Below are 23,091 nucleotides of genomic sequence, written 5' to 3'. Positions count from 1 at the left end.
CACCACGGAGCGCGCGCAAGTCAAGACTTGCGGCGGGCATCTGCATTTTTGGTGCGCAATGTGGCGCTGGCGGCGGTGGGATCGTCGGGCCAGGGGTGGCGCGGGTAGCGGCCGCGCATTTCCTTGGCAACATCGCGCCAGTTGCCCGCCCAGAAGCCCGGCAGGTCGCGCGTGGTCTGGATCGGGCGACCAGCGGGCGAGGTGAGCGAAAGGACAAGAGGAATGCGCTGATTGCCGACGGTGGGATGATCGGCGAGGCCATAGAGCGCCTGCACCCGCAATTCGACGCGCGGGCCGCCTTCGGCCGCATAGTCGATCGCATGGGTGCTGCCTGCGGGCGAGCGAAAATCGGGTGGGGCAAGGCGGTCGAGCTGTTGCTTGCCGTCCCAGCCGATCAGGCCTTCAAGGACGGCGGACAGGTGCGCGCGGTCGATGTCGGACAGACGGCGCTTGCCCGCCAGAAGCGGGGGCAGCCAGTCATCGAGGCTGGCGAGCAGCGCTTCGTCGGATAGTTCTGCGATCCCGGCGAAATCGGCGCGCATCCGCAGCGACCGGGCGGCTTCCGACCAGGGGAGGAGGGCAAGGCCGCCTTGTCGCACGCCATCGATCAGCGCGGCGACGACGGCTTGCGGGTCGGGGCTGTCGTCGGAACCGGACGAGAGGCGCACTGCGCCCAGGCGGCGCTCGCGTAGCGCTTCGATCCCGCCATTGGCGGCGCGAAAGCGGACGGTGCGGGTGGTGGCGATCCGATCGGGGAAGAGGGCCAGCACAGATTCTTCGCTGATCGGGGCGGCGGACAGGATGCGCGCGCCCGCCGCGCTGCCCTGCACTTCGCCCACCGCCAGCCATGGTTCGCGGGCGAGGGGCGAGAGCGGGTCGAGCCGGAAACCGCGTCCGCCGACGCTGGTCCAGTCCGCGCCGTCCGCAGAGCGGTGTTTCGATACGCGATCGGGGAAAGCGAGGGCGAGGCAGAGGCCGACATGGTGGTCAAAATAGCCCCTCCCTTCAAAGGGAGGGGTTGGGGTGGGTGCCTCCGAAGGAGGCTCGCTTCGCTCGCTACCCACCCCAACCCCTCCCTTTGAAGGGAGGGGCTTGAGAAGATTCGCCCATCGCTTTGCCAAGGCCCTTCCCGCGTCGGCGCGTTTGCCGGTTTCGCGGCGCCAGCGCTGGAGGCGTTGGGTGAGGTCGGTGTCCTGGCCGCCGATGCCGCGTTCGCCGAGCAGCACGGCGATCTCTGCGGCGGTCTGGGCAAGGCCCATTTCTCCCGCGCGCACCAGCATATGGGCTATGCGCGGGCTGAGCGGCAGTTTCGCCAGCGCCTTGCCATGGGGGGTGATGCGGCCGTCGGCATCGAGCGCTTCGAGCGCGGTTAGGCGGGTGCGGGCTTCGGACAGGGCGGCAGGAGGCGGGGGATCGAGCCAGCGCAGCGTGGCGGGATCGTTCACGCCCCATAGCGCGCAGTCGAGCAGAAGGCTGGAGAGGTCGCTTTCCAATATTTCCGGCGGGTCGAAGGGGGGCATGCCCGCGCTCGCGGCGGCTTCCCACAGGCGATAGGCGACGCCGGGCCGCTGGCGCGCGGCGCGACCGGCGCGCTGGGTGGCGGACGCCTGGCTGGCGCGTTCGGTGACGAGGCGGGTGACCCCCGCGGCCCGATCATAGCGGGGGCGGCGGGCGAGGCCGCTGTCGACCACGATCCGCACGCCGTCGATGGTCAGGCTGGTTTCGGCGATGGAGGTGGCGAGAATGACCTTCCGCGCGCCGGAGCGGGACGGGCGGATCGCGGCGCGCTGGGCGGCGGGATCGAGCGAGCCGTGCAGCGGATGAATGTCGAACGGGCCGCCGTCGATCCGTTCCGCCGTGCGTTCGATTTCACGCACGCCGGGCAGGAAGGCAAGCAGGTCGCCCTCTGCTTCCTCGCTGATCGCGCGGCGGATGGCGGCGGCCATCTCATCCTCGATCCGCTTTTCGGCGTTGCGGCCGATATGGCGCAGTTCGAGTGGCTGGATGCGGCCCTCGCTTTCGATCACTGGCGCGTTGCCCAGCAAGGCGGCAAAGCGCGCGCCGTCGAGGGTGGCGGACATGGGCAGGATGCGCAGGTCGGGGCGCAACGCCTCCTGCGCGTCGAGCGCGAGGGCGAGGCCGAAATCGCTATCGAGGCTGCGTTCATGGACTTCGTCGAACAGCACCGCCGATATGCCGGTCAGTTCGGGGTCGTCCTGAATGCGGCGGACGAAAATGCCCTCGGTCAGCACGAGCAGGCGGGTGCGGGCCGATTGTTTGCTGTCCATGCGCGTCGCATAGCCGACCGTGCTGCCGGGTTGTTCGCCCAGCATTTCGGCGATCCGCTCGGCCGCGGCACGGGCGGCGAGGCGGCGAGGGGAGAGCAAGAGTATCTGTCCGCTGCACCAGGGCTGGTCGAGCAGGGCCGGGGCCACCGCCGTCGTCTTGCCCGCGCCGGGGGGGGCGACCAGCACGGCGTTGCTGCCGGTGCGGAGCGCAGCCAGCAGGTCGGGCAAGACATCGTGGATCGGCAGGGCGGTCATGGCCGTTCCATCGGGCCATTTGGCGCTGTGGGCAAGATCAAGTGAACAGGTAGATGTGGATCGGGTTTTTGGGGTCGATCAGCATCTTGGTGGTCAGCGCCAGCGACATGATGATCAGCAGCGGTTTGATGAGCGTCGACCCGAAGCGCATCGCGAGGTGCGAGCCGATCTGGCCGCCGATGATGCTGCCGATCGCCATGGTCAGGCCCGCGATCCACAGCACATGGCCGCCCGCGACCATGGTGAGCAGGCCCGCGACATTGCTGGCGAAATTGGCGGCCTTGGTCTGGGCGGTGGCGCGCAGGATCGACAGGCCGCCCAGGGCCAGGAAGATGGTGGTGTAGAAGGCGCCCGCGCCCGGCCCGAAGAAACCGTCATAAAAGCCGATGACGCCGACCAGGCCGCTGAGCGCCCAGATGCCGACGCGGGCGTGCCGGTCTGCGTCGCCGAGCTTGGGCGAGAAGGTGAAATAGGCGGCGATGATGATCAGCAGTGCGGGCATCAGGCCCGCCAATATCGAGGGATCGACCCGTTGCAGCAGCCACGCGCCGCCGACCGAACCGATGAAGGCGGCGATCACCGGGCCTTTATAGGTTTTGAGGTCCATATGGCCGCGCCGGGCATAAGCGACGCACGCGCCGAAGGTGCCGAAGCAGCTTTGCAGCTTGTTGGTCGCGACCGCCTGCACCGGAGGGATGCCCGCTGCCATCAGCGCGGGCAGGGTGATGAGGCCACCGCCGCCTGCCATCGCGTCGATACAGCCCGCCATCAGCGCGGCGGCCATGAGGAAAGCGATGGTTTCGGGGGTCAGGATCATGGGCGGTTCGGCCCGCCACCCTCATCCCGTTCGGGCTGAGCCTGTCGAAGCCCTGTACTTTCTCAAAGAAGGCCCTTCGACAAGCTCAGGGCGAACGGGGTGTGTTGCATTGGACGAAGTACAGGCCCGAACCCTCAATAAGCGCGCAGGGTGGCGAACTCCACCGCTTCGGTCAGCGCGGCCTTGGCCTTGCCATTGTCGAACATGCCGAGCGCGTCGATCGCGCGCTGGCCATAATGGCGGGCACGGGCGAGCGTGTCGGCGATCGCGCCAGTGCGGCGGAGCAGGCCGGTGGCGTGGGCGAGGTCTTCGTCGCTGATCTTGTGGCCCGCAATCGCCGCCTTCCAGAAGGCGCGATCCTCGTCGCCGCCGCGCGCGTAAGCGAGGATGACGGGCAGCGTCACCTTGCCATCGCGGAAGTCGTCGCCGGCATCCTTGCCCATGGTCGCGCCATCCGATTCATAGTCGATTGCGTCGTCGATCAACTGGAAGGCGATCCCCAGGTTGCGGCCATAGACGTCGAGCTCATGCTCCTCCTTGTCATCGCGGTCGGCGACCACGGCGGAGATGCGGCAGGCGGCGGCAAAGAGCGCGGCGGTCTTTGCGCCGATGATGTCGAGATAATGATCCTCGCTGGTGTCGATGTTGCGCTGGGCGGTCAGCTGGTTGACCTCGCCCTCCGCGATCACCGCCGAGGCATTGGCGAGGATCTTCAACACCTTGAGCGATTCCGCCTCGACCATCAGCTCGAACGAGCGGGAGAAGAGGAAGTCGCCGACCAGCACGCTGGCGCTGTTGCCCCAGATGATGTTGGCGGTCTTGCGGCCCCGGCGCAGGCCAGAGCCATCGACAACATCATCATGCAGCAGGGTGGCGGTGTGGATGAATTCGACGGCCGCCGCGAGCTTGTAGTGACGGCTGCCAGCATAGCCGACCAGGTCGGCGCAGGCGAGCGTCAGCATCGGCCGCAAACGCTTGCCGCCGCCTGCGATCAGATGCCCTGCCAGTTCCGGGATCAACGGAATGCGCGATTGCATCCGGTCCAGAATCACGGCGTTGACCTGGTTCATGCCGTCGGCAACCAGATTCATGATGGGGGCCAGCGATGGCGCGCTCTTGGCGCGGCCGATCGGGTGGACGTTACCGGGGGCGGGTGCTGTCATGACAAGCGCCATGTGGCGGTGCAAAAAGCTAAAGGCAAGCGGGAATAGCTTGCCTGTAGGGCCATATGGCGCAAAAAGCCCGCGAGTGGAACCAAAGGAGCATCCCGTGACCGACATGCTGCAACGCTATCGCGAAAGCATCGACAATATCGACGCGGCGCTGGTGTTCATGCTGGCCGAACGGTTCAAGGTGACCCAGGCGGTGGGCGAATATAAGGCGACACATGCGCTGCCCCCCGCCGATCCGGGGCGGGAGGAGCGGCAGGTCGCCCGGCTGCGGCAACTGGCGCTCGACGCCAAGCTGGACCCCGATTTCACCGAAAAGTTCCTGCGCTTCATCATCGACGAAGTGATCCGCCATCATGAGCAGTTGCGCGACGGCTGATCCCCTGCGCGACGGTCAATCCGCCGGGTAGCTTTCATGCCCGGCATTGGGCCAGAGGAAATTGGTGTAGGTCAGCATGGTCGAGAAGCTTTCCGACCGAACCTGATGCCACCAGCCGATGGGAATGAAGAGCAGATCGCCGGGCGTCAGCAGCAGATCATAGCGCAAGATGTCGCGCGCCGCCGGATGGGTGGCCAGTCGCGCGGGGTCGGTCACGTCATGCACGTCGCTGAACACATGGCGGCGATGGGCGAGGTGCCGGGTTTGCGATGGCGGGATCAGGACGACCCGCTTGGTGCCGGTCAATTGCGCCAGCAGATTGTTGGTGAGGTCGAAATGGAGCGGGGTGAAGGCGCCTTCGCCGCCGATCCACAACATGCCGGGCGCCGGGGTCAAATAAGCGTCGATCGTGCCGAGATCGGATTGCAGCGGTGCGAGTGCCGGGCCGTTTGCCGCGCTGTTATAGGCGGTGAGATAGGCGTCGTTGCCGCCATCGCGCACCAGGTCGATGAAGGCGCGGAACGGGGCGCGTTGCCGGTGGCGGTCCTTCATCAGTTCATAGTCGCCAGCGGCGGTGCGGCCGCCCTGATATTCCACGGTCGCGTCGCCCACCGCGTCGGCCAGATAGTCGGGCGTCCAGCGGGTCAGCGCAGGCCAGTCCGCCAGCGCGCCCTTGATCAGCACGGGGCGGCCGGGTGCGTAGAAGCTGTGCAGGAAATCCTCGCTCGACAGATTTTCCGCGGTAAGCAGGCCGGAGGCGTAGGGCGACAGGGCGCGTTGCCGCTCCATCACGTCGAGCAGCCATTCGCGGCGGCGCAGTGCGCGGGTGAGGTCGAGCGCGCGTGGGGCAGGCTTGGGCGGATCCTTGATCGCGTCGAAACCGGTCTGTCGTAAGGCCATCTGCATCCGCATGTCGACCGGCGGGAAGGGGCGGGAGGGAGGTTTGGCCATATTGTCCCTTATCGCCCGATCATGACGGGCCTGTTGCAGACGATGACAATCAGGTGACGGTTTCGGCGGGGTCGGCGACGGGCGGACGCTTGCCGCGCGAACGGCCGAGCAGCACGCCGCCCAGCGCCAGGGCGAAGCCGATCAGCTGGATCGGGCCGAGCCGTTCGTTGAACAGCAGCCAGGCTTCGATCGCGGCGAGCGGGGGCACAAGGAGAAGGAGCATCGACATGGCGGTCGGTCCCTGATGCCGCACCAGCCAGACGAGCAGACTGAGGCCCGCGGCGGACAGGCCGAAGATCGACCAGCCAAGGCCAAGCCACAGGACCGGATCATTGTCCCAACGCCATTCGCCCACGATCAGCGTCGCGGCTATGGCGACCAGCGCGCCGCCCGCATTCTGGACTGTGCCCGAAATCAGGATCGGATCGCCCGCGATCGCGCCGCGCTGAATAAGCGTGCCGCCGGTCATGCCGATGACGGCGACGATGCCCGCGACAGCCGGGATCAGGCTGATCGACCCCGCACCGCTGCGCAGGATGATGGGCAGTAGGACGCAGGCGACGCCTGCAATCGCAATGGCAAGGCCGGTCCAGGCGCGGGCGGGGAGCCGGTAGCCCAACAGTGCGACGCTGGCGACCGCGACCATCAGCGGTTGGAGCGAGCCGAGCAGCGACATGACGCCTGCGGGCATGCCATGGCTGACCGCCCACCAACTGACCGTCAGATAGACGCCATGCAACATCGCGCCCGCACCCAGATGCAGGGTGAGGCGACGCCCGCGTGGAAACGCTTGCCGTGCGTAGAGCGCCGCACCACCGAGCAGCAGCGTGGTGAGCGTGAGGCGGATCGCCAGCACCAGTTCGGGCGCACCATGGGGCACGACGGCGCGCGCGACGATGAAGCCGGTGGACCAGATCAGGACGAACAGGATCGAGGCGGCGAGGGCGAACATGACGCGGCTTTGGCTCAAGAACATGGCTATGTCGAGCAAGAGCCAGACAAATGCGCGCCTGGCTCAGGCGCGGGGCGATATATCTCCAGCCCCCTGTTAGATCAGATCTTCTGAATAACCGATTGATTTGCTGTCAAGATCGGTTCGTACTTGGGCATGTGGTCGCTGTGGATGCAGATGGCATTATGATCTTGCCCACCCTGAAAGCGATCAGAGGGATATTTGAAATAATTATCGGCATTATAGCCTGCAGGTGCATGTTTGAACATTTCATAGCCCATATCTGCTACCATCCTACGAATATCGTTTCGACTATCATGATACTCGCAATAGAGGACAGGCTTGAATCTATCTATCGACGCTCTTGCCCCGGCCAGAACTTTCGCTTCAAGCCCTTCCACGTCAATTTTCAGGAAATTTATTGTGGCTATGTCTCGTTCTTCGACATAATCGTCGATGGTGATGAGATCGACTTCTGCACCTGTATTACCGGGTGCGATTTTCATGCCGCTGAAATGACCACGTTTCCCATAGTCGAAATCGACGATGCGGACTTTACCTTTGGCATCACCGACCGCAACATTCTGCGCGTGAATGTTAACCTTGCTGTTGAGGGCTGCGGTTGCGCAGATGTTTTGAAACATCAGCCTTTGTGGTTCAAAGGCATGAACGGCACCGCTGGGGCCAACAGCATCCGCAAAAACAATGGTATGTGTTCCCTGATGTGCGCCGACATCGAATATAATATCCGAAGGTTGAATGAACAATTTACAAAAGTTGAGCTCATTCCAGCCATGCTCACCGTAAAAGCAAATCGAACGACCAATAGGACTAAATCTGTTCAGGCTCAGCGGGCCAGAGCGGGAGAGAATGACAACATTTAACTCTCCGACCAGCGCAACTTTTTCATCCTCAATAAAAATGTCGTCGATCATCATTTACAAAGATCCTGCCGGTGGAGAGAGCGTACAGGATTAGTCGAACATGCGATAAATGCAAGGTGCAGATTGGTTGACCGGGTATTCATGGACGGTGTCTGGAGCGGCTTAGCCTTCCCCGCATCGCCGATATGCCGATGGACCTCATTCCCGCCCTGCGCGGATCGCTGCGCCCCCGGCGAAGGGGGTGAGGGCTACCAGCAGGAGCGAGGCGGCGGCGAGGAATTTCAGGGCCGCACCGCTGCCGTCGCCCAGCGTGCCTGCGCCGAAGATCAGCAGCGGCACGGCGAGCGGCAGGGCGAGCAGACCCGCCAGCGCGCCGCTTGATCGGAGGCCAGCGGTTAGCGTGGCGACCAGCAGGCCGAGCGCGGCGAGCGCGGGGGTGCCGACCAGCAGGCCAAGTTCGAGCATCCAGATGGTGCCGCCGTCGAGTTTCAGCAGCGCGGCGGCTGGCAGGGTGGCGATCATCAGGGGTGGGCCGAAGCCCAGCCAATGGGCGATCAGCCGGGCCAGGACGACCATCTCCTCGCCGATGCCGCGCAGCGCGATCTGGTCCAATATGCCGGCGTCCCGGTCCGGTGCGATGAGGCGATCGACCGGCAACAGGCTGGCGAGCAGCGCGGCGATCCACAGCATGCCGCCGCCCGTCCGCGCCAGCAGCGCGGCGTCCGGGCCGACCGCGAAGGGATAGAGGCTGGCGACGAGCAGGAGGAAGGCGACGGGGAGCCAGAGGCCGCCCGATGCCCATGCCTGGGCCAGATCGCGCCGCGCGAGCAGCCAGAGCAGCCTCATGGCCTATCTTCCATGGCGTCGGGCAGATAGTCGGCCAGCGAAAGCGCTAGAGGCGTGGTCATCGGCAGCGGCTGATGCGAGGCGGCGACAACGATGCCGCCGCTCGCCAGATGGGCGGCCACCGCTGCGCCGAGCAGGTTGGTCGAGGCGTCGTCTAGCCCGTTGCCCGGTTCGTCGAGCAGCCAGATAGGGGCATTGCTGGCTATCACCCGTGCCAGCATGGCGCGCTTGCGCTGTCCGGTGGACAGCATGCGGACGGGCACATCGGCGAGGCGGGACAATGCCATGGCGTCCAGCGCCGCCGACACCGCTTCCGGCCCGGCCCGGTCGAGTTGCGCCCAGAAGGCGAGCGCCGTGGCGAGCGGCAGGTCCATGTCCAGCGCCAGCCGCTCGTCGGTAAGCGCGATGCCGCCATGCCGATCGACCGTTCCAGCAAAGGCAGGCAGCAGCCCCGCGCACAGACGCAGCAGGCTGGACTTGCCGACGCCATTGGGGCCGGTCAGCAGCGCGCTCTCGCCCGGTCCCAGCGTCAGGCCGACGCCGCGAAACAGCATCCGTCCGCCGCGCAGGCAGGCGACATCGGTCAGCCGCAAGGCCGCATCGCTCATGATGCGACCATATCCTCCAGCACATGCATGTCGAGGTCCGACAGGCCGAAATGATGGCCGATCTCATGCACTACGACATGGGTGATGAGCGCGTCGAGCGGCACGCCGGTTTCGACCCATTCATCGAGCAGTGGGCGGCGATAGAGATGGACGGTCGGCGGGGTGTCGCCGGTCTGCGGCTCATGCCCCACGGGGCGGCCGGTATAGAGGCCGGTCAGGCCATAGGGATCGCCGATCTCCATCTCTTTGAGGATCGCCGGATCGGCAAATTCCTCGACGAACAGCACGACATCGGACAAGTGATCGCGGAAGGTTTCAGGCAGGCGCGCCAGCGCGCCGAGCGCCAGCGTCTCGATCTCCTGGATCGTGGGGGCAAAGCGGGGCGGTTGACCATGGTGCGACATGGCTGTCACATAAGCCAAAGCATATTAAGAGGATAGGGACATGATTGCCACATTGACGCAAGAACAGCGCGCCGCAGCCTTGGCCGAACTGCCGGAGTGGACGGTGGTGGCCGAGCCGGACGGCATAAGCCGCCGCTTCGTCTTTAGCGATTTCGTCGCGGCGTTCGGTTTCATGACGCGGGTCGCGATATTGGCGGAGAAGGCCGATCATCATCCCGAATGGTCGAACGTCTATAACCGGGTGGATATTGTTCTGACCACCCACGATGCCGGCGGATTGTCACAGCGCGACGTCGATCTGGCGCATGCAATCAATAGCTTGCTAGAATAAACCAGCCTGTTTCGGCATATGCTTTTCAATCTGGTCCTCATAGCCGCGCAGCGCTGCGATAACGGAAGGATCAGAGGCATAGCGTTGCCGCAGCAGGGCCAGTTTGGTATCGGTGCCACGGCACAGCTCGGCGATATTTTCCGCGATATAGGCGCGGCGTTCGGCATCATAGGGCTCTTCGCCCCGGAAATGATCGCAACTGTCGCGCGCCACCATGAACTCGGTGACTTCGCGCGGGAAAGGCGCGGCGCTGGCGGCAACATCCGATGGGGGCAGGTCGAGCGGGAAATAGGGGGCGGGCTGGGCGCGGACCGTGACGGTTGGCGAAACCCGCGCCGGTGTGGCGGGTGGCGGCATCGGCGCGACCACAGGTTCGGGCGGCGGCGGGGTCGCATTGTCGGCGATCTGGGCGACGGTGGTGAAGGCAACACCATTGTCCGCCTGCGCCGTATCATCCGACGCGCGGCAGCCAGCGACCAGCGCCAGCATCATGACCATCGGCACCAGCACAACAGGCCTGCTCACCCGATTTCCTCCCGCAAGCTGGCGATCAATTCCGCGACATGCGGCAAGCGCGATTCTTCCTCGTCCAGGATCGCCAGAAACGCAGATCGCCTATAGGCGCGCACCCTGTCGGGCGAAAGGCGGCTTGCGGTGGGTATGGCTGAATTCACGATGTCCAGCAGCCGCTCGACCCCGTGGAGGCGCCCCCAAAGATAGTCATTCTCCCGATAGGCCCTGCTAAAAAACGCGCCGAAATTGTTGAATTCTATGCCTTTCAGCGTCGCCTGCGCTCCGCCTGCGCGGATGGCGGAACAGTCTTCGGGTGAAATCCGGTCGACCTTGACCGGATCATATTCGTCCAGAGTGTCACCCTGGAGCAACGGTAAGGTGGCGATATCGGTGAAGGGGAAGCCGAGATAGGCGAGCAACATGGTGCGCCGGGCCGCCTTGGGCAGCGCGGCGAAGGCTTCGGCGAGCAGAATGTCGGCCGAATCATCGCGCGCCTGAAGGTTGCGGGCGTGCGCGACGGCCTCCAGCGCAGCGGCGGCGTCGGTCGGCACCTGGCGCGCGGCGGCGATGACGGCGGGGCCGTGAAAATCGGCGTCCTCGCATTCGGCATAGAGGGCGAGGGCGGCGTAGATGGCGTCGTGCATGGCCTGCACCTCGACTGCCTCCACCGCGCTCTCGCGCTCCAGCGTTTCGGCGAGACGCCGCGCCAAGAAACGCAGGCGGCGGATGCGGAAGGCAAGGTCGTGGGTGCGGAAGAAGGTGACCGGGGCGGAGGCGGAGCCGCCATGATCGGTCAATTGATCCGCGCCGGTCGCGCGCACCTGCGCCCAGATCGCCCGGCGATAGGTTTCGCGCATCATTGCGCTGTCTTCCCCCGACAGGCGAAACAACAGGGTCGAAAGCGCCTCGACAATGCCCGACAATTTGAGGTGGCCATAAGCGGGGAAGGCGAAGCCTGCCGATCCGGCGGCGCGCTGTTGCGCCTTGGCACGCCAGGCGGAGAGGCGCGCGGGCGTTGGCCGGTCTAGGAAGAGCATGCGGCCGATCGCGCTTTCGACCTCCGCCTCCATGCCGGGACGCAGCGTGTCGAGGATGCGGCGCATACGGCGGATATGCGCCGAATGGCGGTCGATCACTTCCAGATTGTCGCGAATCGGCTGCTCGCGCGGAATGTCGGACAGTGCGCCGAAGATGGTGCGGAAAAAGCCGGGCAGGGGCGCGTCCGCGCCGGTCGGCGCATCCTCCGCGTCGCCATGGCGGTTGAGCCGGATCGACCTGTGGCCGGGCTTGGGATCGATATAGACGAAACGGCGGTCGACCTCCCGGCGCGAGGGGCGGTTGCGCAGCGCGCCGATCGCCTGGGCGAAGGGTGCGTTGGCCAGCACGGAGCCGTCGATCAGCACCGCGTCCTCCGCCGTCCCGCGCGCCGCATGGCGGGGCAAAGCGCGGTGAAGGAAGGCATCGCGGGTGGGCCAGGCGCGGTGGCGGCGTTTGAGGACGCGGTCGAGTTCGCGCACGGTGAAGGGCGGGAAGGCACCGGGAAAGCTGGCGGTCGCGCGGGCGGCGAAGACCAGTTCGGCGGCATCGGCGAAGGCCCGCGGGTCGCCATCGGGTGCCCGCCCGCGCGCACGAAAGCCGATCGACAGGCGATGTTCGGTCTCGATCACCTGGGCCGGACTGTTGAGGTTGAGGCTTTGCGGATGGCCCTCGAAATCCGTGACGGTGACGAACAGGTCGAGCGGATGCCCGGCCGGGAGCAAGGGCGGGCCGCGCTCCGCCGCCGCCATCGCATCGAAGGCATCCATCAGCATGCCAGAGAAAATCTCCCCGCCAAAGGGCGGTTCGAACCAGCGCGAGCGGATGAAGCGGGAGAGTTTGTGGCGCACCTCTTCGCGCGTGTCGGGGGCGACGGTGCGTTCGATCGCGTCGCCGGGGCGGCGGGCGGCCATCCACACGAGCGGGGTGGCCCAGAATTTGGTGAGCGCGCGGGCGGGGCGGGCATCGGGGTCGAGTAAGCGGTCGACATCGGCATTGTCGAGCCACATATCGGTCAGCGGATCGAGCGACTGGCCGGTCTCGATCGCCTGGGCCAGAAAAATGCCGTTGATGCCGCCTGCGCTGGCCCCCGCGATGATGTCGGGCATGATGCGCAGGCGGATGCCGGCCTTGGCCTCTATCTCCTCCAGCATCTGTCGATAGACGGCTTCGCTGCCGGTGGAGGCAGGCGCGCCGTCGTGAAAGGCGCGGCTGGCGCGGGCCAGCCGCCACACTTCCTTGGTGATGCCATGCATGTAGATCGCCAGGCTGATGCCGCCATAGCAGACCAGCGCTAGCCTGAGTTCCCGCTCCTTCATGGTGCATGGATCGCAGAGGGCGGGGATATTGTCGAGGGGCGGATCAAAGGCGGAATTCGGCCCAGATCGGCAGATGGTCCGACGCCTTGCGCGCCGCGGCGCTCATATGGACGCCGCATTCGACCAGGGTCAGGCGATCGCAATGCATGATCCGGTCGAGCTGGGCAACAGGCGCACGGGCATGGAAGCTGCGGCCACAGGGCGCGAAGCTGTAATGGCGGGCAAAGTCGGCAAGGCAGCCGCGACCCGCGCTCCATTCGTTGAGGTCGCCCATCAAGATGGTGGGCATGGCCTCGCCCTGGGCCGCGGCGTTGATGACGGCGGCCGCCTGCCGCCTGCGCCACAGGCCCGACAGGTCGAGATGCATCCCGAACACGCGGACGCTGGCGCTGCCCATGGTCACTTGCGCCATGGTCGCGCCGCGTGGCTCCAGATAGGGGATATGCAACACATCATGCGCGTCGATCTCGGCATCCTTGCGCACCAGGATGGCATTGCCGTGCCAGCCCATCGAATCGGCCTGAACGTCCAGCGGCACGGCCTTATAACCACTATGGCTTTCGAGCATCCGGGGAGGGATGGCGGCGGAGCGGACGCCGAAGCGCATGTCGGCCTCCTGTAAGGCGACGATGTCGGCGTCGATCTCGCCCAGCACCTCCAGCACCCGCTCCGGCATGCGACGGCGGTCGGTGCCGACGGCCTTGTGGATATTATAGCTGGCAACGCGCAATGTCTTCATGGCGCACCAATGCCCAAGGCGCAGGCATGTTTCCAGTGGCGAACGGATGTTCTTGCAATGTTCGCGCCTGAACGGCATATCCGGGCCATGGCCAAGACAAAGCGCAAATTCGTCTGTCAGCAATGCGGCACCGTTGCGGCCCGGTGGCAGGGGCAGTGCGAGGATTGCGGCGAATGGAACAGCATCGTCGAGGAAGCGCCGCAAACCGCCTTTTCCGCGCGGCATGATCTGCATACGGGCGGGCGGGCGATCACGCTTGTCGGGCTGGACACGCAGGTCGAATTGCCGCCGCGCACCAGCACCGGGATTGCCGAGTTCGACCGGGCGCTGGGCGGGGGTATCGTCGCGGGATCGGCGACGCTGATCGGTGGCGATCCGGGCATCGGCAAATCGACCCTCTTGCTGCAGGCAGCGGCGCGGGTCGCGGCGCGCGGGCTGTCGGTGGCCTATATCAGCGGCGAGGAAGCGGCCGACCAGGTGCGGTTGCGCGCGCAACGGCTGGGGCTGGGCAATGCGCCGGTGATGCTGGCGAGCGCGACGTCGGTGCGGGACATTTTGACGACGCTGAGCCAAGGCGAGCCGCCGGCCTTGCTGGTGATCGATTCGATCCAGACGATGCACAGCGACCTGATCGAAGGCGCACCGGGGACAGTCAGCCAGGTGCGCGCCTCGTCGCAGGAACTGATCAAATTCGCCAAGCAGCGGGGTACCGCCCTGATCCTGGTCGGCCATGTGACCAAGGATGGCAGCATCGCCGGGCCGCGCGTGCTGGAGCATATGGTCGATACCGTGCTGGCGTTCGAGGGCGAGCGCAGCCATCAATATCGCATCCTGCGCGCGATCAAGAACCGCTTTGGCGGCACGGATGAAATCGGCGTATTCGCGATGGTGTCCGAAGGGCTGGAGGAGGTCGCCAACCCATCGGCGCTGTTCCTGACGCATCGCGACGAGACGGTGACGGGCGCGACGGTGTTCCCTGCGCTGGAAGGGACGCGGCCGGTGCTGGTGGAGATCCAGGCGCTGGTGGTGCGTCTGTCCAGCGGGGCGACTCCCCGGCGCGCGGTGGTCGGATGGGATAATGGGCGGCTGGCGATGGTGCTGGCGGTGCTGGAGGCGCGCTGTGGCCTCAGCTTCTCGACCTGCGAAGTCTATCTGAACGTCGCGGGCGGATATCGGCTGTCGGACCCGGCGGCGGACCTGGCGGTGGCGGCGGCCCTGGTGTCGGCGCTGTCGGAAAAGCCCTTGCCGTCGGATGTCGTGCTGTTCGGCGAGATCGCGCTGTCGAGCGAGATTCGTCCCGTGGCGCATGCGCCGCTGCGGCTGCGCGAGGCGGCGAAGCTAGGGTTCAACCGCGCCTTCATCCCGGCGTCGGCGACCGATGGGGTGAAGGGGATAGCGGTCAGCGGCTTTCGCACGCTTGCGCAACTGGTTGACCAGATGCTGGGCAGGGGATAGCCACGCGGGCGATGAACGCCGTCGATATCATCGTCCTGCTCGCCATTGGCGGCAGCGCCATATTGGGCCTGCTGCGCGGGTTCGTGCTGGAAACCCTGTCGCTGACGGCGTGGGTGCTGGCGATCTTCTGTATCCGGCTCTTTCATGCCTCGGTGGCTGATCTGCTGACACCCTTCGTCGGCACGGCGAGCGGCGCGGCGATATTGGCGCTGGTGCTGGTGTTCGGTGTTACCTTCGGCGTCGGCAAGATGGTCGCCCATGCGATCGGCCGCCGCACCCGCCAATCCGTGCTGGGGCCGGTCGATCGGGTGCTGGGCGGGGGCTTCGGCGCGGTCAAGGGGTTGATCGGGGCGACGCTGGCGTTTCTGGCGTTCAGCCTGGTCTATGACACTATGTATGGCAGCGGCGCGCGGCGTCCCGACTGGCTGTCGGATGCGCGAACCTTTCCGCTGCTCAACGCCAGCGGGCAGGCGGTCAGCGAATTTCTGGCGGAACAGCGGGCAAAAGACGCCGGTTGAGGCCGAATAGCTTCCGTTCGGTTCGAGCTTGTCGAGAACGACGTTGTTCTCGACAAGCTCGAACCGAACGGAATGAGGCGATGTGAACTGCCTAAATCCAGCCTTTGTTGCGATAGGCCTGCGCCGTCGCCTTCAATCCCTCTTCGGTCGGGATTTGCGGCATCCATAGCTGCTTGGGGACATGGGCATTAGTCGCGGCGACCCAGTCGGGATGGCAGAAATAATCGACGCGATCTGGGGTGAGCTTGGCCCCATTGCCGCGAAACAGGCGGTCAGTGCGCGCGGCAACGCCGAGCAGCCAGGCGGGGGTCGCCAAGGTCCGCACTGAACGACCGACCGCCCGGCCAATGGCGGCGCCGAAATCCTTATGGTCCCAGCCGGTGGGGGTGCCATCATCGGGCTCGTAGGTCTGGGCAAGGCTGAGGTCGCGATCGTCGGCCAGCGCGAGCAATAGCTGGGCGAGATCGGCGACATGGATTACCGACAGCCGTCCGCCCGGTGGCAGCAGCATGATGCCGCGCTTGGCCATGCGGAAGAGTTCGAGCATTTCGCGATCATTGGGGCCGTAGATGGCGGGCGGGCGGACGATGGTCCAGTCGAGGCCGCTGGCCTTTACATGGCGTTCGGCCAAGTCCTTCGACCAGCCATAGTCGGACAGACCCGGCTCGCGCGCAGCGAGCGATGAGATGTGAATCAGCCGCCGCACGCTACGTTTACGCATCGCGTCCACCACCGCCATCGTGCCGCGCGCATTGCCCATTTCAAAGGCATCACGATCGGGCGCGTTCACCACGCCCGCGATATGGATCACGACATCGGCGTCGCGCACCAGCGTATCGAGGCCCGCCGCCTGGTCGAGCGAGCCAGGCACCCATTTGAGGCGCGCGCGTGGCGGCTGCGCCCGGCGGGTCAGCGCGGTAACATGGTGCCCGACGCTCAGCGCCTGATCCAATGTTTCAGCGCCGACGAAACCCGTCGCGCCGGTCATGGCAATGCGGAGGGACATGGGTGTCAGACCATCGCCATATGGTCGCGATGGACCAAGACCGATCGCGGCATTTCGCCCAGCAGAACGGCAATATCTTCGCTCCGGCGGCCCGCAATCTTCGCGGCGGCATCGCTATCATATTCGATCAATCCGCGCGCGATCACCCGGCCGTCCTGCGCCACGATATCGACCACGTCGCCGCGCGCGAACACGCCTTCGACAGCGGCGACACCGGCGGGGAGCAGGCTGTTGCCCTTCGACAGGGCGGTTTCCGCGCCCGCGTCCACGATGATGCGGCCGCGCACGGTGAGGCGACCGGCTAGCCAGCCCTTGCGCGCGCCTTTGCCCTGCGCCGCCAGGAAAATCGAGCCCTTGCCGCCCTGGGTCCAGTGCGACAGCGGCGCATCGACCTTGCCGGAGATGATGGCGAGGTGCGCGCCAGCACCGGTGGCGATGCGGGCGGCCTCGATCTTCGACGTCATGCCGCCCGATCCCATGCCGGAGGCGGAGCCACCGTCGGCCATGGCCGCGATTCGCGCGTCGATGCGGTCTATTGTTTCGATCAGCATTGCGCTCGCATCGACGTGCGGGTTGGCGGTGTAAAGCCCGTCGACATCGGAAAGCAGCACAACCGCGTCAGCCCGTGCTGCCTGTCCGATACGCGCCGCCAACCGGTCATTATCGCCGAAGCGGATTTCGGCGGTGGCGACGCTGTCATTTTCATTGACCACCGGCACGACATGCAAGGCCATCAGCCGTTCGAGCGTCGCCGAGGCATTCAAATAGCGGCGGCGATTTTCGAGATCATCGAGCGTCACAAGCATCTGCGCGGCGGTGATGCCTTGCTCGTCGAGCAGGCTGGCCCAGCATTGCGATAGGGCGATTTGCCCCGTGGCAGCCGCAGCCTGCGCATCCTCCAGGCTGCCGCGACCGCCCTTGGGCAATTTGAGGCGGCGCGCACCGAGCGCGATCGCGCCGGACGACACGATGATGATCTGCTGCCCCGCCTGCGTCCGCGCCGCGACATCGGCGACCAGGGTACGCAACCAGTCGATCCGCACATTGCCCGCCGGATCGACGAGCAAGGCCGAGCCGATCTTGATGACCAGGCGGCGGATCAGGGCGGGGGGGAAGCCGGAGAGGGAGGGAGTCACAGGCAAATGGTCCGTTCGGTTCGAGCGAAGTCGAGAACCGCCATGCACCCGCTTCTCGACTTCGCTCGAAGCGAACGGGTGTCATGCAGGTCGCTTATAGCGGCGACCATGTCCCGTCTTCGTCGTCCTGTGCCTCCTGCCTCGCGGCGGCGCGGGCTTCGCCCAGGATCGGCAGGATGGCGTCGAGCAATTTGCCCACGCCATCGCCGGTCGCGCCGGAGATGATGAACACATCCTCCACGCCGACCTGATCGCGCAGTTGCCCGGCAATGTCTTCCATCAGTTCCGGCCCCAACAGGTCACCCTTATTGAGCGCGACGATCTGCGGCTTTTCGTCCAGCCCCTCGCCATAGGCGGCGAGTTCGTCGGTGACGATCTGGAACGCTTCGACCGGATCATCGACCGTGGCGTCGATCAGGTGGAGTAAGACACGGCAGCGTTCGATATGGCCCAGGAACCGGTCGCCGATGCCGACGCCTTCGGCCGCGCCCGCGATCAGGCCGGGAATGTCGGCCAGCACGAATTCGCGATCCTTGTGCAGCACCACGCCCAACTGCGGCTTGGTGGTGGTGAAGGCATAGGCGCCGACCTTCGCCTTGGTATTGGTCACCTGGTTGATCAGGGTCGATTTGCCCGCATTGGGCATGCCGACCAGACCGACATCGGCCAGTAGCTTCAGCCGCAGCCACACCCACATTTCCTGGCCCGGCCAGCCCGTGCCATGCTGGCGCGGGGCGCGGTTGGTGCTGGTCTTGTAGGACATGTTGCCCCGGCCGCCATCGCCGCCACGCAGGAAGGTGACGCGCTGGCCGACTTCGGTGAAATCGGCGAGGATGTCCTGATCCTCATAATCGAGGATGCCGTCTTCGTCCTCGCTGCCTTCGATCGGCTTGGGATCGGACAGGATCTGGGTGCCGACCGGCACCTGGATGATCAGATCCTTGCCGCCCGCGCCATAGCGATTCTTGCCCATGCCGGGCGTGCCGCGCTGCGCCTTGAAATGCTGGGTGTAGCGAAAGTCGATCAGGGTGTTGAGGCCCTGGACCGCTTCGAAAATAATGTCGCCACCCTTGCCGCCGTTGCCGCCGTCTGGGCCGCCATATTCCTCATATTTTTCGCGTCGGAAACTGACCGCGCCGGGGCCGCCCCAGCCGGATTTGATGAAGATTTTGGCTTGATCGAGAAAATGCATGGGCGGCCCATAGCGCCATCGCGCGAAAAGTTAAACCTCGGCCTGCGCGGCGAGCGTCGCGGCCTCCTGCATCAGGGCGAAGGTGAGGCTGCGCGTAGCCATTTCGCGCGCCTTTTCGCGGGGAAGCCCCAGCGCGCCTGCCATCGGCCCGCCCATTTGCGAATCACCCAGCGCCAGCAGGACGAGCATCAGCGTATTGTCGCGGATGAGGTCTGCCAGATGCGGGGTGAGCGCGGTGGCGGTCAGCTTGTCGACCAGCCGGTGGATCGCCTCCACGACCGGATCGAGCGCGTCTTCATTGCCCAGCGCCAGCATCCAACTGGCCAGCGCGCCTGCGCCTTCGCGGTCGAAGGCGTCGAACGTCATGTCGACGATCGTGCGCGGGCTGACCTTGCCGCGCCGCGCCGCGTCCACCGCCTCGCCGATGGTGGCGGTGATGGTGTCGCCCAAATAAGCGGCGAGCGCTTTGTGCAACCCCGCCGCTGATCCGAAATGGTGGAGCAGATTGGCGTGGGTGCGGCCGATCTGCGCGGCGACAGCTTTCAGGGTCACGGCCTGGGGGCCAGCTTCGATCAACAGGATGCGCGCAGCCTCCAGCGCGGCGAGGCGGCTTTCATCCGAGCTGAGGCGAACACGTTTTATTGACATAGGTGTCAGTAACTCTTATTTACATCAATGTAAGCAAGGAGTGCGAGATGACCCCGACCGACCTCACTATCACGCCGCGCGACCGCCGTTTCGGGCGGGATCGCGCTGCCGCGCGACATTGGCTGAATGGCGATCCGATCGCCACGGCTTTCTTCAACGCCCTGTCCGTCACCTTTCCGCGCGGTGAAGCCTATTTCATCGACAGTGTCCGCGCCTTTCGCGATGGCGCGCCGGACCGGCTGGCGGGCGAGATTGCGGCCTTCATCAAGCAGGAGGTCGTTCACAGTCGCGAGCATCTGGCCTTCAACCGGCAGGTGGCCGACCATGGCTATGAGCTGTCGCGGCTCGATGCCGATGTGGTGCGGGTGCTGGAGCTGGCGAAGCGCCGTCTGCCGATCGTCAGCCTCGCCGCGACCATGGCGCTGGAACATTTCACCGCGATCCTCGCCCACGAACTGTTGCGCGACCCGCGTCTGCTTGAGGGCGCGGACCCGGAGATTGCGGCGCTGTGGCGCTGGCATGCGGTCGAGGAGATCGAGCATAAGGGCGTGGCGCATGACACATGGGTCCATGCGACGCGCGACTGGAGCGGCTTTGCCCGCTGGCGGCTGCGATCGCTGATGATGCTGATCGCCACCAAGCATTTCCTGCATCATCGGGCGCGGGGGATGATGGACCTGCTGCGGCAGGATGGTGTGACGGGCGTGCGCGCTTGGGGCGGGTTGTTGCGCTATGCGCTGGTGCGGCCGGGCATCTTGCGCCGGGTGGCCGGGCCGTGGCTCAGCTATTTCAAGCCCGGCTTCCATCCCTGGTCGGTCGATGACCGGGCGTTGATCGCGCTGGTGGACAGCGACTATGCCGATGCGCGGATGAACGGGCCGCTGCCGTCGGCGGCTTGACGGGCGGGGTGGGGCGCGATCTTATCCGGCGATGACCGATGCGCCGACGCTCCACACCGACCACCTGATCCTGCGCCCGCACGGCAATGCCGATTATGCGGCGTGCCGCGCCTTATGGGCGGACGCGCAGGTGGTGCGCCATGTCGGCGGCGTGCCGCTGGACGCGCAGGCGGTGTGGTTTCGCCTGCTCCGCTATGCGGGCATGTGGTCGCTGCTCGGCTACGGCATGTGGGTGATCGAGGATCGGACGACCGGCGCGTTTCTGGGCGAGGGAGGCCTGCTGAGCGCCGAGCGCGGCCTGCCCGAACTGGAAGGCGTGCCGGAGGCGGGCTGGGTGCTGGGGCCGCAGGCTTGGGGCAGGGGCGTCGCCAGCGAAGCGATGGGTGCGGTGGTCGGCTGGGCTGACGCCCATCTCGATGCGCCATCCCTACGCTGCATGATCGAGCCGGACCATGGCGCGTCGATCAGGGTAGCCGAGAAACTGGGTTTCGTGGCGCTGGCCGATAGCGTGTTGGGCGACAAGCCGATGCGGGTGTTCGACCGGCCGCGACGGCCGTATTCGGCATGACGGGCGGGGAAAACCTCCCCCGCCCGCATTATCAGGCCGCCATCGCCTGTGTGGCGTCGCGATAGAGGTCCATGGCCGGGTCCGGGTGCATGCCGTGGGTTTCGCCTTCTTCGAACAGCAGCGAATCGACCATCGTCTGGCGGGCGAGGCTGTAACGTTGCTCGACGCGGCCGGTGAAGCGGAAGCCGATCTTGCGCAGGACATTGCCCGAAGCGGGATTGTCGAGGAAATGCGCTGCACGAACGCCCTGGACACCATGGGCGCGTGCCATGCTGAGGACCGCGCGGGCGGCTTCGGTCGCAAAGCCCAGGCCCCAATAGGGCCGCGCGATCCAATAGCCCAGTTCCGGTGTGCCATCCTCGTCCAGATGAATAGCGCAACCGCCCACGAGGCGGGGGGCGCCGCGCGTGCGGGTGAAGGCGAGCAGGCGCGGCAGGCGCGAATCATGGGGCAGTGACAGGAAGGCCTGCGCATCATCCAGCGCATAGGGGGCAGGCGCGTGGGTCAGGTTGCGCAGGATGGCAGGATCACTGATGGCATGAGCCAGCGCGGGCGCGTCTTCCATCCAGCCTGGACGCAGCAGCAGGCGGGGGGTGCGGGCGAACATTCTTCTCTCTCCTCTTGGGCGTGCCCCTAGCCGCCAATGATGACGGCTTGACGACGGTCGATGTCTGGCATGTTCCCCGCCTGCATGACGCGCGAGAAGGCGTGGAGTTCCAGTGGGTTGAGGGAATTTAAGAGGAGGTTTCGCCCAACGGAAAAAGGGCGCCCCTCTGATGGAAGGAGCGCCCTTTTATCCCTCGAACATCGTCATTTGAACCTAAAGGTTCGCGTAACGAAAGGATCGCCCCTCAAAAGGACGACCCGTCATTCGTCGTCCGTTATTCTGCCGCTTCGGCCATCGCGTCGACCGACACATATTTGCGGCCGAGCTTGCCAGCGTGGAATACCACGCGGCCTTCACCCAGCGCGAACAGCGTGTGGTCCTTGCCCATGCCGACATTGCGGCCGGGATAGACGCGCGTGCCGCGCTGACGAATGATGATGTTGCCGCCGATCACTTCCTGACCGCCGAACTTCTTGACGCCAAGGCGCTTCGATTCCGAATCACGACCGTTGCGCGACGAACCGCCAGCTTTCTTATGTGCCATTGTCTAAACTCCTAGAATATCAGGCGCGAAGCGATCAGGCTTCGGCAGCAGCCGGGGCTGCGTCTTGGGTCTTGGCCTCGGCCTTGGCGGCCTTCTTGTCTTCGGCACCGATTGCGACGATGCGCAGGATCGTGTGGCGCTGACGATGGCCGTTCTTGCGGCGATAATTGTGGCGACGACGCTTCTTGAAGACGATGACCTTCTCGCCCTTCGCCTGCGCGATGATCTCGGCTGCGACGGTCAGACCGGCCACATCCTTCAGATCGCCGCCTTCACCGGCCAGCAGGACGTCGTCCAGCGTAATCTTGTCACCGGCTTCACCGGCCATCTTTTCGACGACGATCTTGTCTCCGGCGGCGACGCGATACTGCTTGCCGCCTGTGCGCACGATAGCGAACATGGCTTGTCTCTTCTCGTTCAAATCTGCTTTACGCAAATCACCAAAGACATGACGCCTTGCCGACCCGCGCGGGAATGTGGCCCGTTAGTGGAATGACTCGCGGGTGTCAACCGATGGCGGTGCGGAGCGGGGGTGGTTTTCGGTTGGTGCAGTGCCTATCTGGGCTGCGAAAGGACATAGGCGACCGATGCGGCACAGGACAGGCGAGACAGATGAGGCGCGCGGGCCGACCAGTCGCCGCACCGTCTTCGCCGTGTTGTGGACGTTGATCCTTATCACCCTCTTGTCCGCGCTGGCACCGATCGGCCCGCCGCTCAGTCGGCCGACTGGTTCGGCTTTCAATCCCGCAACCAGCGATGTCGTTATCAAGGCACGGACACCGGCATCGCCGCAGATGGCGCAGGCCGTCCGCACCGATGGCGATGATATGCCGACCGCCGTGCTGTTTGGCTGTCTTGTGACTTTGGTTGTTCTCGTCGGCCTGTGTCGGCGAATTATGCCTTTTGGGCCTGAGCGGATCGGCCTGGCCTCTATTCCTCTGGTCCGCGCGCATCCTGCACGCGCGCCGCCTTCTGCCTTTTGACGAGTTGATCCCCGCCCGTGCCGACGGGCTTCGTCGCAAGAAGGA

General features: G+C 65.5%; 26 protein-coding genes. 7 read left to right on the top strand and 19 right to left on the bottom strand.

The window, feature by feature from the left end:
- Positions 1-20: 20 nt before the first annotated feature.
- The 3 genes from hrpB to J2W40_RS02290 form a co-directional block, all read right to left on the bottom strand.
- Positions 21-2,543 carry an ATP-dependent helicase HrpB gene (gene hrpB / locus J2W40_RS02300; protein ID WP_310221727.1) on the bottom strand — a complete coding sequence of 841 codons (2,523 nt, stop codon included), beginning with the start codon at positions 2,541-2,543 and terminating at the stop codon, positions 21-23.
- A gap of 37 nt (positions 2,544-2,580) precedes the next feature.
- Positions 2,581-3,360 (bottom strand): TSUP family transporter, encoded by a 780-nt coding sequence (locus J2W40_RS02295; protein WP_310221726.1) that lies wholly within the window; start codon positions 3,358-3,360, stop codon positions 2,581-2,583.
- 134 nt (positions 3,361-3,494) lie between these two features.
- Positions 3,495-4,523: a polyprenyl synthetase family protein gene (locus J2W40_RS02290; protein WP_310221724.1), complete on the bottom strand. Its 1,029-nt coding sequence runs from the start codon at positions 4,521-4,523 to the stop codon at positions 3,495-3,497.
- Between the two features lie 106 nt (positions 4,524-4,629).
- Between J2W40_RS02290 and J2W40_RS02285 the strand changes: the two genes are divergently transcribed.
- On the top strand, positions 4,630-4,908 hold the full coding sequence (locus J2W40_RS02285; RefSeq protein WP_037478645.1) for a chorismate mutase: 279 nt from the start codon (positions 4,630-4,632) through the stop codon (positions 4,906-4,908).
- Positions 4,909-4,923: 15 nt separating this feature from the next.
- Here J2W40_RS02285 and J2W40_RS02280 read toward each other — a convergent pair whose 3' ends face one another.
- From J2W40_RS02280 to J2W40_RS02255, 6 genes are all read right to left on the bottom strand, one after another.
- Positions 4,924-5,859: a cupin-like domain-containing protein gene (locus tag J2W40_RS02280; RefSeq protein ID WP_310221720.1), complete on the bottom strand. Its 936-nt coding sequence runs from the start codon at positions 5,857-5,859 to the stop codon at positions 4,924-4,926.
- A gap of 49 nt (positions 5,860-5,908) precedes the next feature.
- Positions 5,909-6,811, bottom strand: a complete 903-nt coding sequence (locus J2W40_RS02275) for a DMT family transporter (RefSeq protein WP_310221954.1) — start codon at positions 6,809-6,811, stop codon at positions 5,909-5,911.
- 101 nt (positions 6,812-6,912) lie between these two features.
- Positions 6,913-7,749 carry an FkbM family methyltransferase gene (locus J2W40_RS02270; RefSeq protein ID WP_310221718.1) on the bottom strand — a complete coding sequence of 279 codons (837 nt, stop codon included), beginning with the start codon at positions 7,747-7,749 and terminating at the stop codon, positions 6,913-6,915.
- Between the two features lie 144 nt (positions 7,750-7,893).
- Positions 7,894-8,541, bottom strand: coding sequence for a heme exporter protein CcmB (locus tag J2W40_RS02265; protein ID WP_310221715.1), 648 nt, complete (start codon positions 8,539-8,541; stop codon positions 7,894-7,896).
- On the bottom strand, positions 8,538-9,149 hold the full coding sequence (gene ccmA / locus J2W40_RS02260) for a heme ABC exporter ATP-binding protein CcmA (protein ID WP_310221713.1): 612 nt from the start codon (positions 9,147-9,149) through the stop codon (positions 8,538-8,540). The genes J2W40_RS02265 and ccmA overlap by 4 nt, the downstream gene beginning before the upstream one ends.
- Positions 9,146-9,553 (bottom strand): metallopeptidase family protein, encoded by a 408-nt coding sequence (locus tag J2W40_RS02255; protein ID WP_310221711.1) that lies wholly within the window; start codon positions 9,551-9,553, stop codon positions 9,146-9,148. Before J2W40_RS02255 ends, ccmA begins: the two co-directional genes overlap by 4 nt.
- A gap of 40 nt (positions 9,554-9,593) precedes the next feature.
- On the opposite strand from J2W40_RS02255, the gene J2W40_RS02250 reads away from it, so the two are divergent.
- Positions 9,594-9,884, top strand: a complete 291-nt coding sequence (locus J2W40_RS02250) for a 4a-hydroxytetrahydrobiopterin dehydratase (protein WP_310221709.1) — start codon at positions 9,594-9,596, stop codon at positions 9,882-9,884.
- On the opposite strand, the gene J2W40_RS02245 is transcribed toward J2W40_RS02250, so the two are convergent.
- From J2W40_RS02245 to J2W40_RS02235, 3 genes are read right to left on the bottom strand one after another with little or no spacing between them, the layout of a single operon-like run.
- Complete coding sequence (locus J2W40_RS02245; RefSeq protein WP_310221953.1) at positions 9,876-10,376, bottom strand: hypothetical protein; 501 nt, start codon at positions 10,374-10,376, stop codon at positions 9,876-9,878. The genes J2W40_RS02250 and J2W40_RS02245 overlap by 9 nt on opposite strands.
- 29 nt (positions 10,377-10,405) lie before the next feature.
- Positions 10,406-12,751 (bottom strand): patatin-like protein, encoded by a 2,346-nt coding sequence (locus tag J2W40_RS02240; protein ID WP_310221707.1) that lies wholly within the window; start codon positions 12,749-12,751, stop codon positions 10,406-10,408.
- A 43-nt stretch (positions 12,752-12,794) separates the two neighbouring features.
- Positions 12,795-13,490, bottom strand: coding sequence for an endonuclease/exonuclease/phosphatase family protein (locus J2W40_RS02235; RefSeq protein ID WP_310221705.1), 696 nt, complete (start codon positions 13,488-13,490; stop codon positions 12,795-12,797).
- An 87-nt stretch (positions 13,491-13,577) separates the two neighbouring features.
- Between J2W40_RS02235 and radA the strand changes: the two genes are divergently transcribed.
- Together radA and J2W40_RS02225 are read left to right on the top strand one after the other, a co-directional pair.
- Positions 13,578-14,945 (top strand): DNA repair protein RadA, encoded by a 1,368-nt coding sequence (gene radA, locus J2W40_RS02230; RefSeq protein WP_037472307.1) that lies wholly within the window; start codon positions 13,578-13,580, stop codon positions 14,943-14,945.
- 11 nt (positions 14,946-14,956) lie between these two features.
- On the top strand, positions 14,957-15,463 hold the full coding sequence (locus J2W40_RS02225; protein WP_310221703.1) for a CvpA family protein: 507 nt from the start codon (positions 14,957-14,959) through the stop codon (positions 15,461-15,463).
- A 91-nt stretch (positions 15,464-15,554) separates the two neighbouring features.
- On the opposite strand, the gene J2W40_RS02220 is transcribed toward J2W40_RS02225, so the two are convergent.
- The 4 genes from J2W40_RS02220 to J2W40_RS02205 all read right to left on the bottom strand — a co-directional run bounded on the left by J2W40_RS02220 (position 15,555) and on the right by J2W40_RS02205 (position 19,445).
- Positions 15,555-16,469 carry an NAD-dependent epimerase/dehydratase family protein gene (locus J2W40_RS02220; protein WP_310221701.1) on the bottom strand — a complete coding sequence of 305 codons (915 nt, stop codon included), beginning with the start codon at positions 16,467-16,469 and terminating at the stop codon, positions 15,555-15,557.
- A 5-nt stretch (positions 16,470-16,474) separates the two neighbouring features.
- Positions 16,475-17,605, bottom strand: coding sequence for a glutamate 5-kinase (gene proB / locus J2W40_RS02215; protein ID WP_310221699.1), 1,131 nt, complete (start codon positions 17,603-17,605; stop codon positions 16,475-16,477).
- A gap of 94 nt (positions 17,606-17,699) precedes the next feature.
- Positions 17,700-18,797: a GTPase ObgE gene (gene obgE / locus J2W40_RS02210; protein ID WP_310221697.1), complete on the bottom strand. Its 1,098-nt coding sequence runs from the start codon at positions 18,795-18,797 to the stop codon at positions 17,700-17,702.
- A 30-nt stretch (positions 18,798-18,827) separates the two neighbouring features.
- Positions 18,828-19,445, bottom strand: a complete 618-nt coding sequence (locus tag J2W40_RS02205; RefSeq protein WP_310221696.1) for a TetR/AcrR family transcriptional regulator — start codon at positions 19,443-19,445, stop codon at positions 18,828-18,830.
- A 47-nt stretch (positions 19,446-19,492) separates the two neighbouring features.
- On the opposite strand from J2W40_RS02205, the gene J2W40_RS02200 reads away from it, so the two are divergent.
- Together J2W40_RS02200 and J2W40_RS02195 are read left to right on the top strand one after the other, a co-directional pair.
- Positions 19,493-20,344: a metal-dependent hydrolase gene (locus tag J2W40_RS02200; RefSeq protein WP_310221694.1), complete on the top strand. Its 852-nt coding sequence runs from the start codon at positions 19,493-19,495 to the stop codon at positions 20,342-20,344.
- Between the two features lie 31 nt (positions 20,345-20,375).
- Positions 20,376-20,912, top strand: coding sequence for a GNAT family N-acetyltransferase (locus tag J2W40_RS02195; RefSeq protein ID WP_310221692.1), 537 nt, complete (start codon positions 20,376-20,378; stop codon positions 20,910-20,912).
- A 31-nt stretch (positions 20,913-20,943) separates the two neighbouring features.
- Here the strand turns inward: J2W40_RS02195 and J2W40_RS02190 are convergent, their stop codons facing one another.
- The 3 genes from J2W40_RS02190 to rplU form a co-directional block, all read right to left on the bottom strand.
- Positions 20,944-21,519, bottom strand: coding sequence for a GNAT family N-acetyltransferase (locus J2W40_RS02190; protein ID WP_310221690.1), 576 nt, complete (start codon positions 21,517-21,519; stop codon positions 20,944-20,946).
- A gap of 274 nt (positions 21,520-21,793) precedes the next feature.
- A complete protein-coding gene (gene rpmA, locus J2W40_RS02185) occupies positions 21,794-22,063 on the bottom strand; it encodes a 50S ribosomal protein L27 (protein WP_037472317.1) in 270 nt (89 codons plus the stop codon).
- Positions 22,064-22,097: 34 nt separating this feature from the next.
- Entirely contained in the window at positions 22,098-22,463 is a 366-nt protein-coding gene (rplU, locus tag J2W40_RS02180; protein ID WP_037472318.1) for a 50S ribosomal protein L21, read from the bottom strand.
- Between the two features lie 187 nt (positions 22,464-22,650).
- Here rplU and J2W40_RS02175 point away from each other — a divergent pair, with 187 nt between their 5' ends.
- Complete coding sequence (locus J2W40_RS02175; RefSeq protein ID WP_310221686.1) at positions 22,651-23,046, top strand: hypothetical protein; 396 nt, start codon at positions 22,651-22,653, stop codon at positions 23,044-23,046.
- Positions 23,047-23,091 lie beyond the last annotated feature (45 nt).

The organism is Sphingobium xenophagum (assembly GCF_031457465.1).
GTDB lineage: Bacteria > Pseudomonadota > Alphaproteobacteria > Sphingomonadales > Sphingomonadaceae > Sphingobium > Sphingobium xenophagum_A.
This window is presented reverse-complemented; position numbering and strand designations above follow the sequence as displayed.

What these genes read in the sequence shown, in the direction of transcription:
- J2W40_RS02290 (WP_310221724.1), bottom strand. Translation starts at nt 4,523, where the DNA reads ATGACAGCACCCGCCCCCGGTAACGTCCACCCGATCGGCCGCGCCAAG.
- J2W40_RS02220 (WP_310221701.1), bottom strand. Translation starts at nt 16,469, where the DNA reads ATGTCCCTCCGCATTGCCATGACCGGCGCGACGGGTTTCGTCGGCGCT.
- ccmA (WP_310221713.1), bottom strand. Translation starts at nt 9,149, where the DNA reads ATGAGCGATGCGGCCTTGCGGCTGACCGATGTCGCCTGCCTGCGCGGC.
- rplU (WP_037472318.1), bottom strand. Translation starts at nt 22,463, where the DNA reads ATGTTCGCTATCGTGCGCACAGGCGGCAAGCAGTATCGCGTCGCCGCC.
- J2W40_RS02245 (WP_310221953.1), bottom strand. Translation starts at nt 10,376, where the DNA reads ATGATGCTGGCGCTGGTCGCTGGCTGCCGCGCGTCGGATGATACGGCG.
- J2W40_RS02195 (WP_310221692.1), top strand. Translation starts at nt 20,376, where the DNA reads ATGACCGATGCGCCGACGCTCCACACCGACCACCTGATCCTGCGCCCG.
- J2W40_RS02255 (WP_310221711.1), bottom strand. Translation starts at nt 9,553, where the DNA reads ATGTCGCACCATGGTCAACCGCCCCGCTTTGCCCCCACGATCCAGGAG.
- J2W40_RS02175 (WP_310221686.1), top strand. Translation starts at nt 22,651, where the DNA reads ATGCGGCACAGGACAGGCGAGACAGATGAGGCGCGCGGGCCGACCAGT.
- J2W40_RS02235 (WP_310221705.1), bottom strand. Translation starts at nt 13,490, where the DNA reads ATGAAGACATTGCGCGTTGCCAGCTATAATATCCACAAGGCCGTCGGC.
- radA (WP_037472307.1), top strand. Translation starts at nt 13,578, where the DNA reads ATGGCCAAGACAAAGCGCAAATTCGTCTGTCAGCAATGCGGCACCGTT.
- J2W40_RS02250 (WP_310221709.1), top strand. Translation starts at nt 9,594, where the DNA reads ATGATTGCCACATTGACGCAAGAACAGCGCGCCGCAGCCTTGGCCGAA.
- rpmA (WP_037472317.1), bottom strand. Translation starts at nt 22,063, where the DNA reads ATGGCACATAAGAAAGCTGGCGGTTCGTCGCGCAACGGTCGTGATTCG.
- J2W40_RS02200 (WP_310221694.1), top strand. Translation starts at nt 19,493, where the DNA reads ATGACCCCGACCGACCTCACTATCACGCCGCGCGACCGCCGTTTCGGG.
- J2W40_RS02205 (WP_310221696.1), bottom strand. Translation starts at nt 19,445, where the DNA reads ATGTCAATAAAACGTGTTCGCCTCAGCTCGGATGAAAGCCGCCTCGCC.
- J2W40_RS02240 (WP_310221707.1), bottom strand. Translation starts at nt 12,751, where the DNA reads ATGAAGGAGCGGGAACTCAGGCTAGCGCTGGTCTGCTATGGCGGCATC.
- J2W40_RS02270 (WP_310221718.1), bottom strand. Translation starts at nt 7,749, where the DNA reads ATGATGATCGACGACATTTTTATTGAGGATGAAAAAGTTGCGCTGGTC.
- obgE (WP_310221697.1), bottom strand. Translation starts at nt 18,797, where the DNA reads ATGCATTTTCTCGATCAAGCCAAAATCTTCATCAAATCCGGCTGGGGC.
- J2W40_RS02265 (WP_310221715.1), bottom strand. Translation starts at nt 8,541, where the DNA reads ATGAGGCTGCTCTGGCTGCTCGCGCGGCGCGATCTGGCCCAGGCATGG.
- hrpB (WP_310221727.1), bottom strand. Translation starts at nt 2,543, where the DNA reads ATGACCGCCCTGCCGATCCACGATGTCTTGCCCGACCTGCTGGCTGCG.
- J2W40_RS02275 (WP_310221954.1), bottom strand. Translation starts at nt 6,811, where the DNA reads ATGTTCGCCCTCGCCGCCTCGATCCTGTTCGTCCTGATCTGGTCCACC.
- J2W40_RS02295 (WP_310221726.1), bottom strand. Translation starts at nt 3,360, where the DNA reads ATGATCCTGACCCCCGAAACCATCGCTTTCCTCATGGCCGCCGCGCTG.
- J2W40_RS02280 (WP_310221720.1), bottom strand. Translation starts at nt 5,859, where the DNA reads ATGGCCAAACCTCCCTCCCGCCCCTTCCCGCCGGTCGACATGCGGATG.
- J2W40_RS02190 (WP_310221690.1), bottom strand. Translation starts at nt 21,519, where the DNA reads ATGTTCGCCCGCACCCCCCGCCTGCTGCTGCGTCCAGGCTGGATGGAA.
- J2W40_RS02225 (WP_310221703.1), top strand. Translation starts at nt 14,957, where the DNA reads ATGAACGCCGTCGATATCATCGTCCTGCTCGCCATTGGCGGCAGCGCC.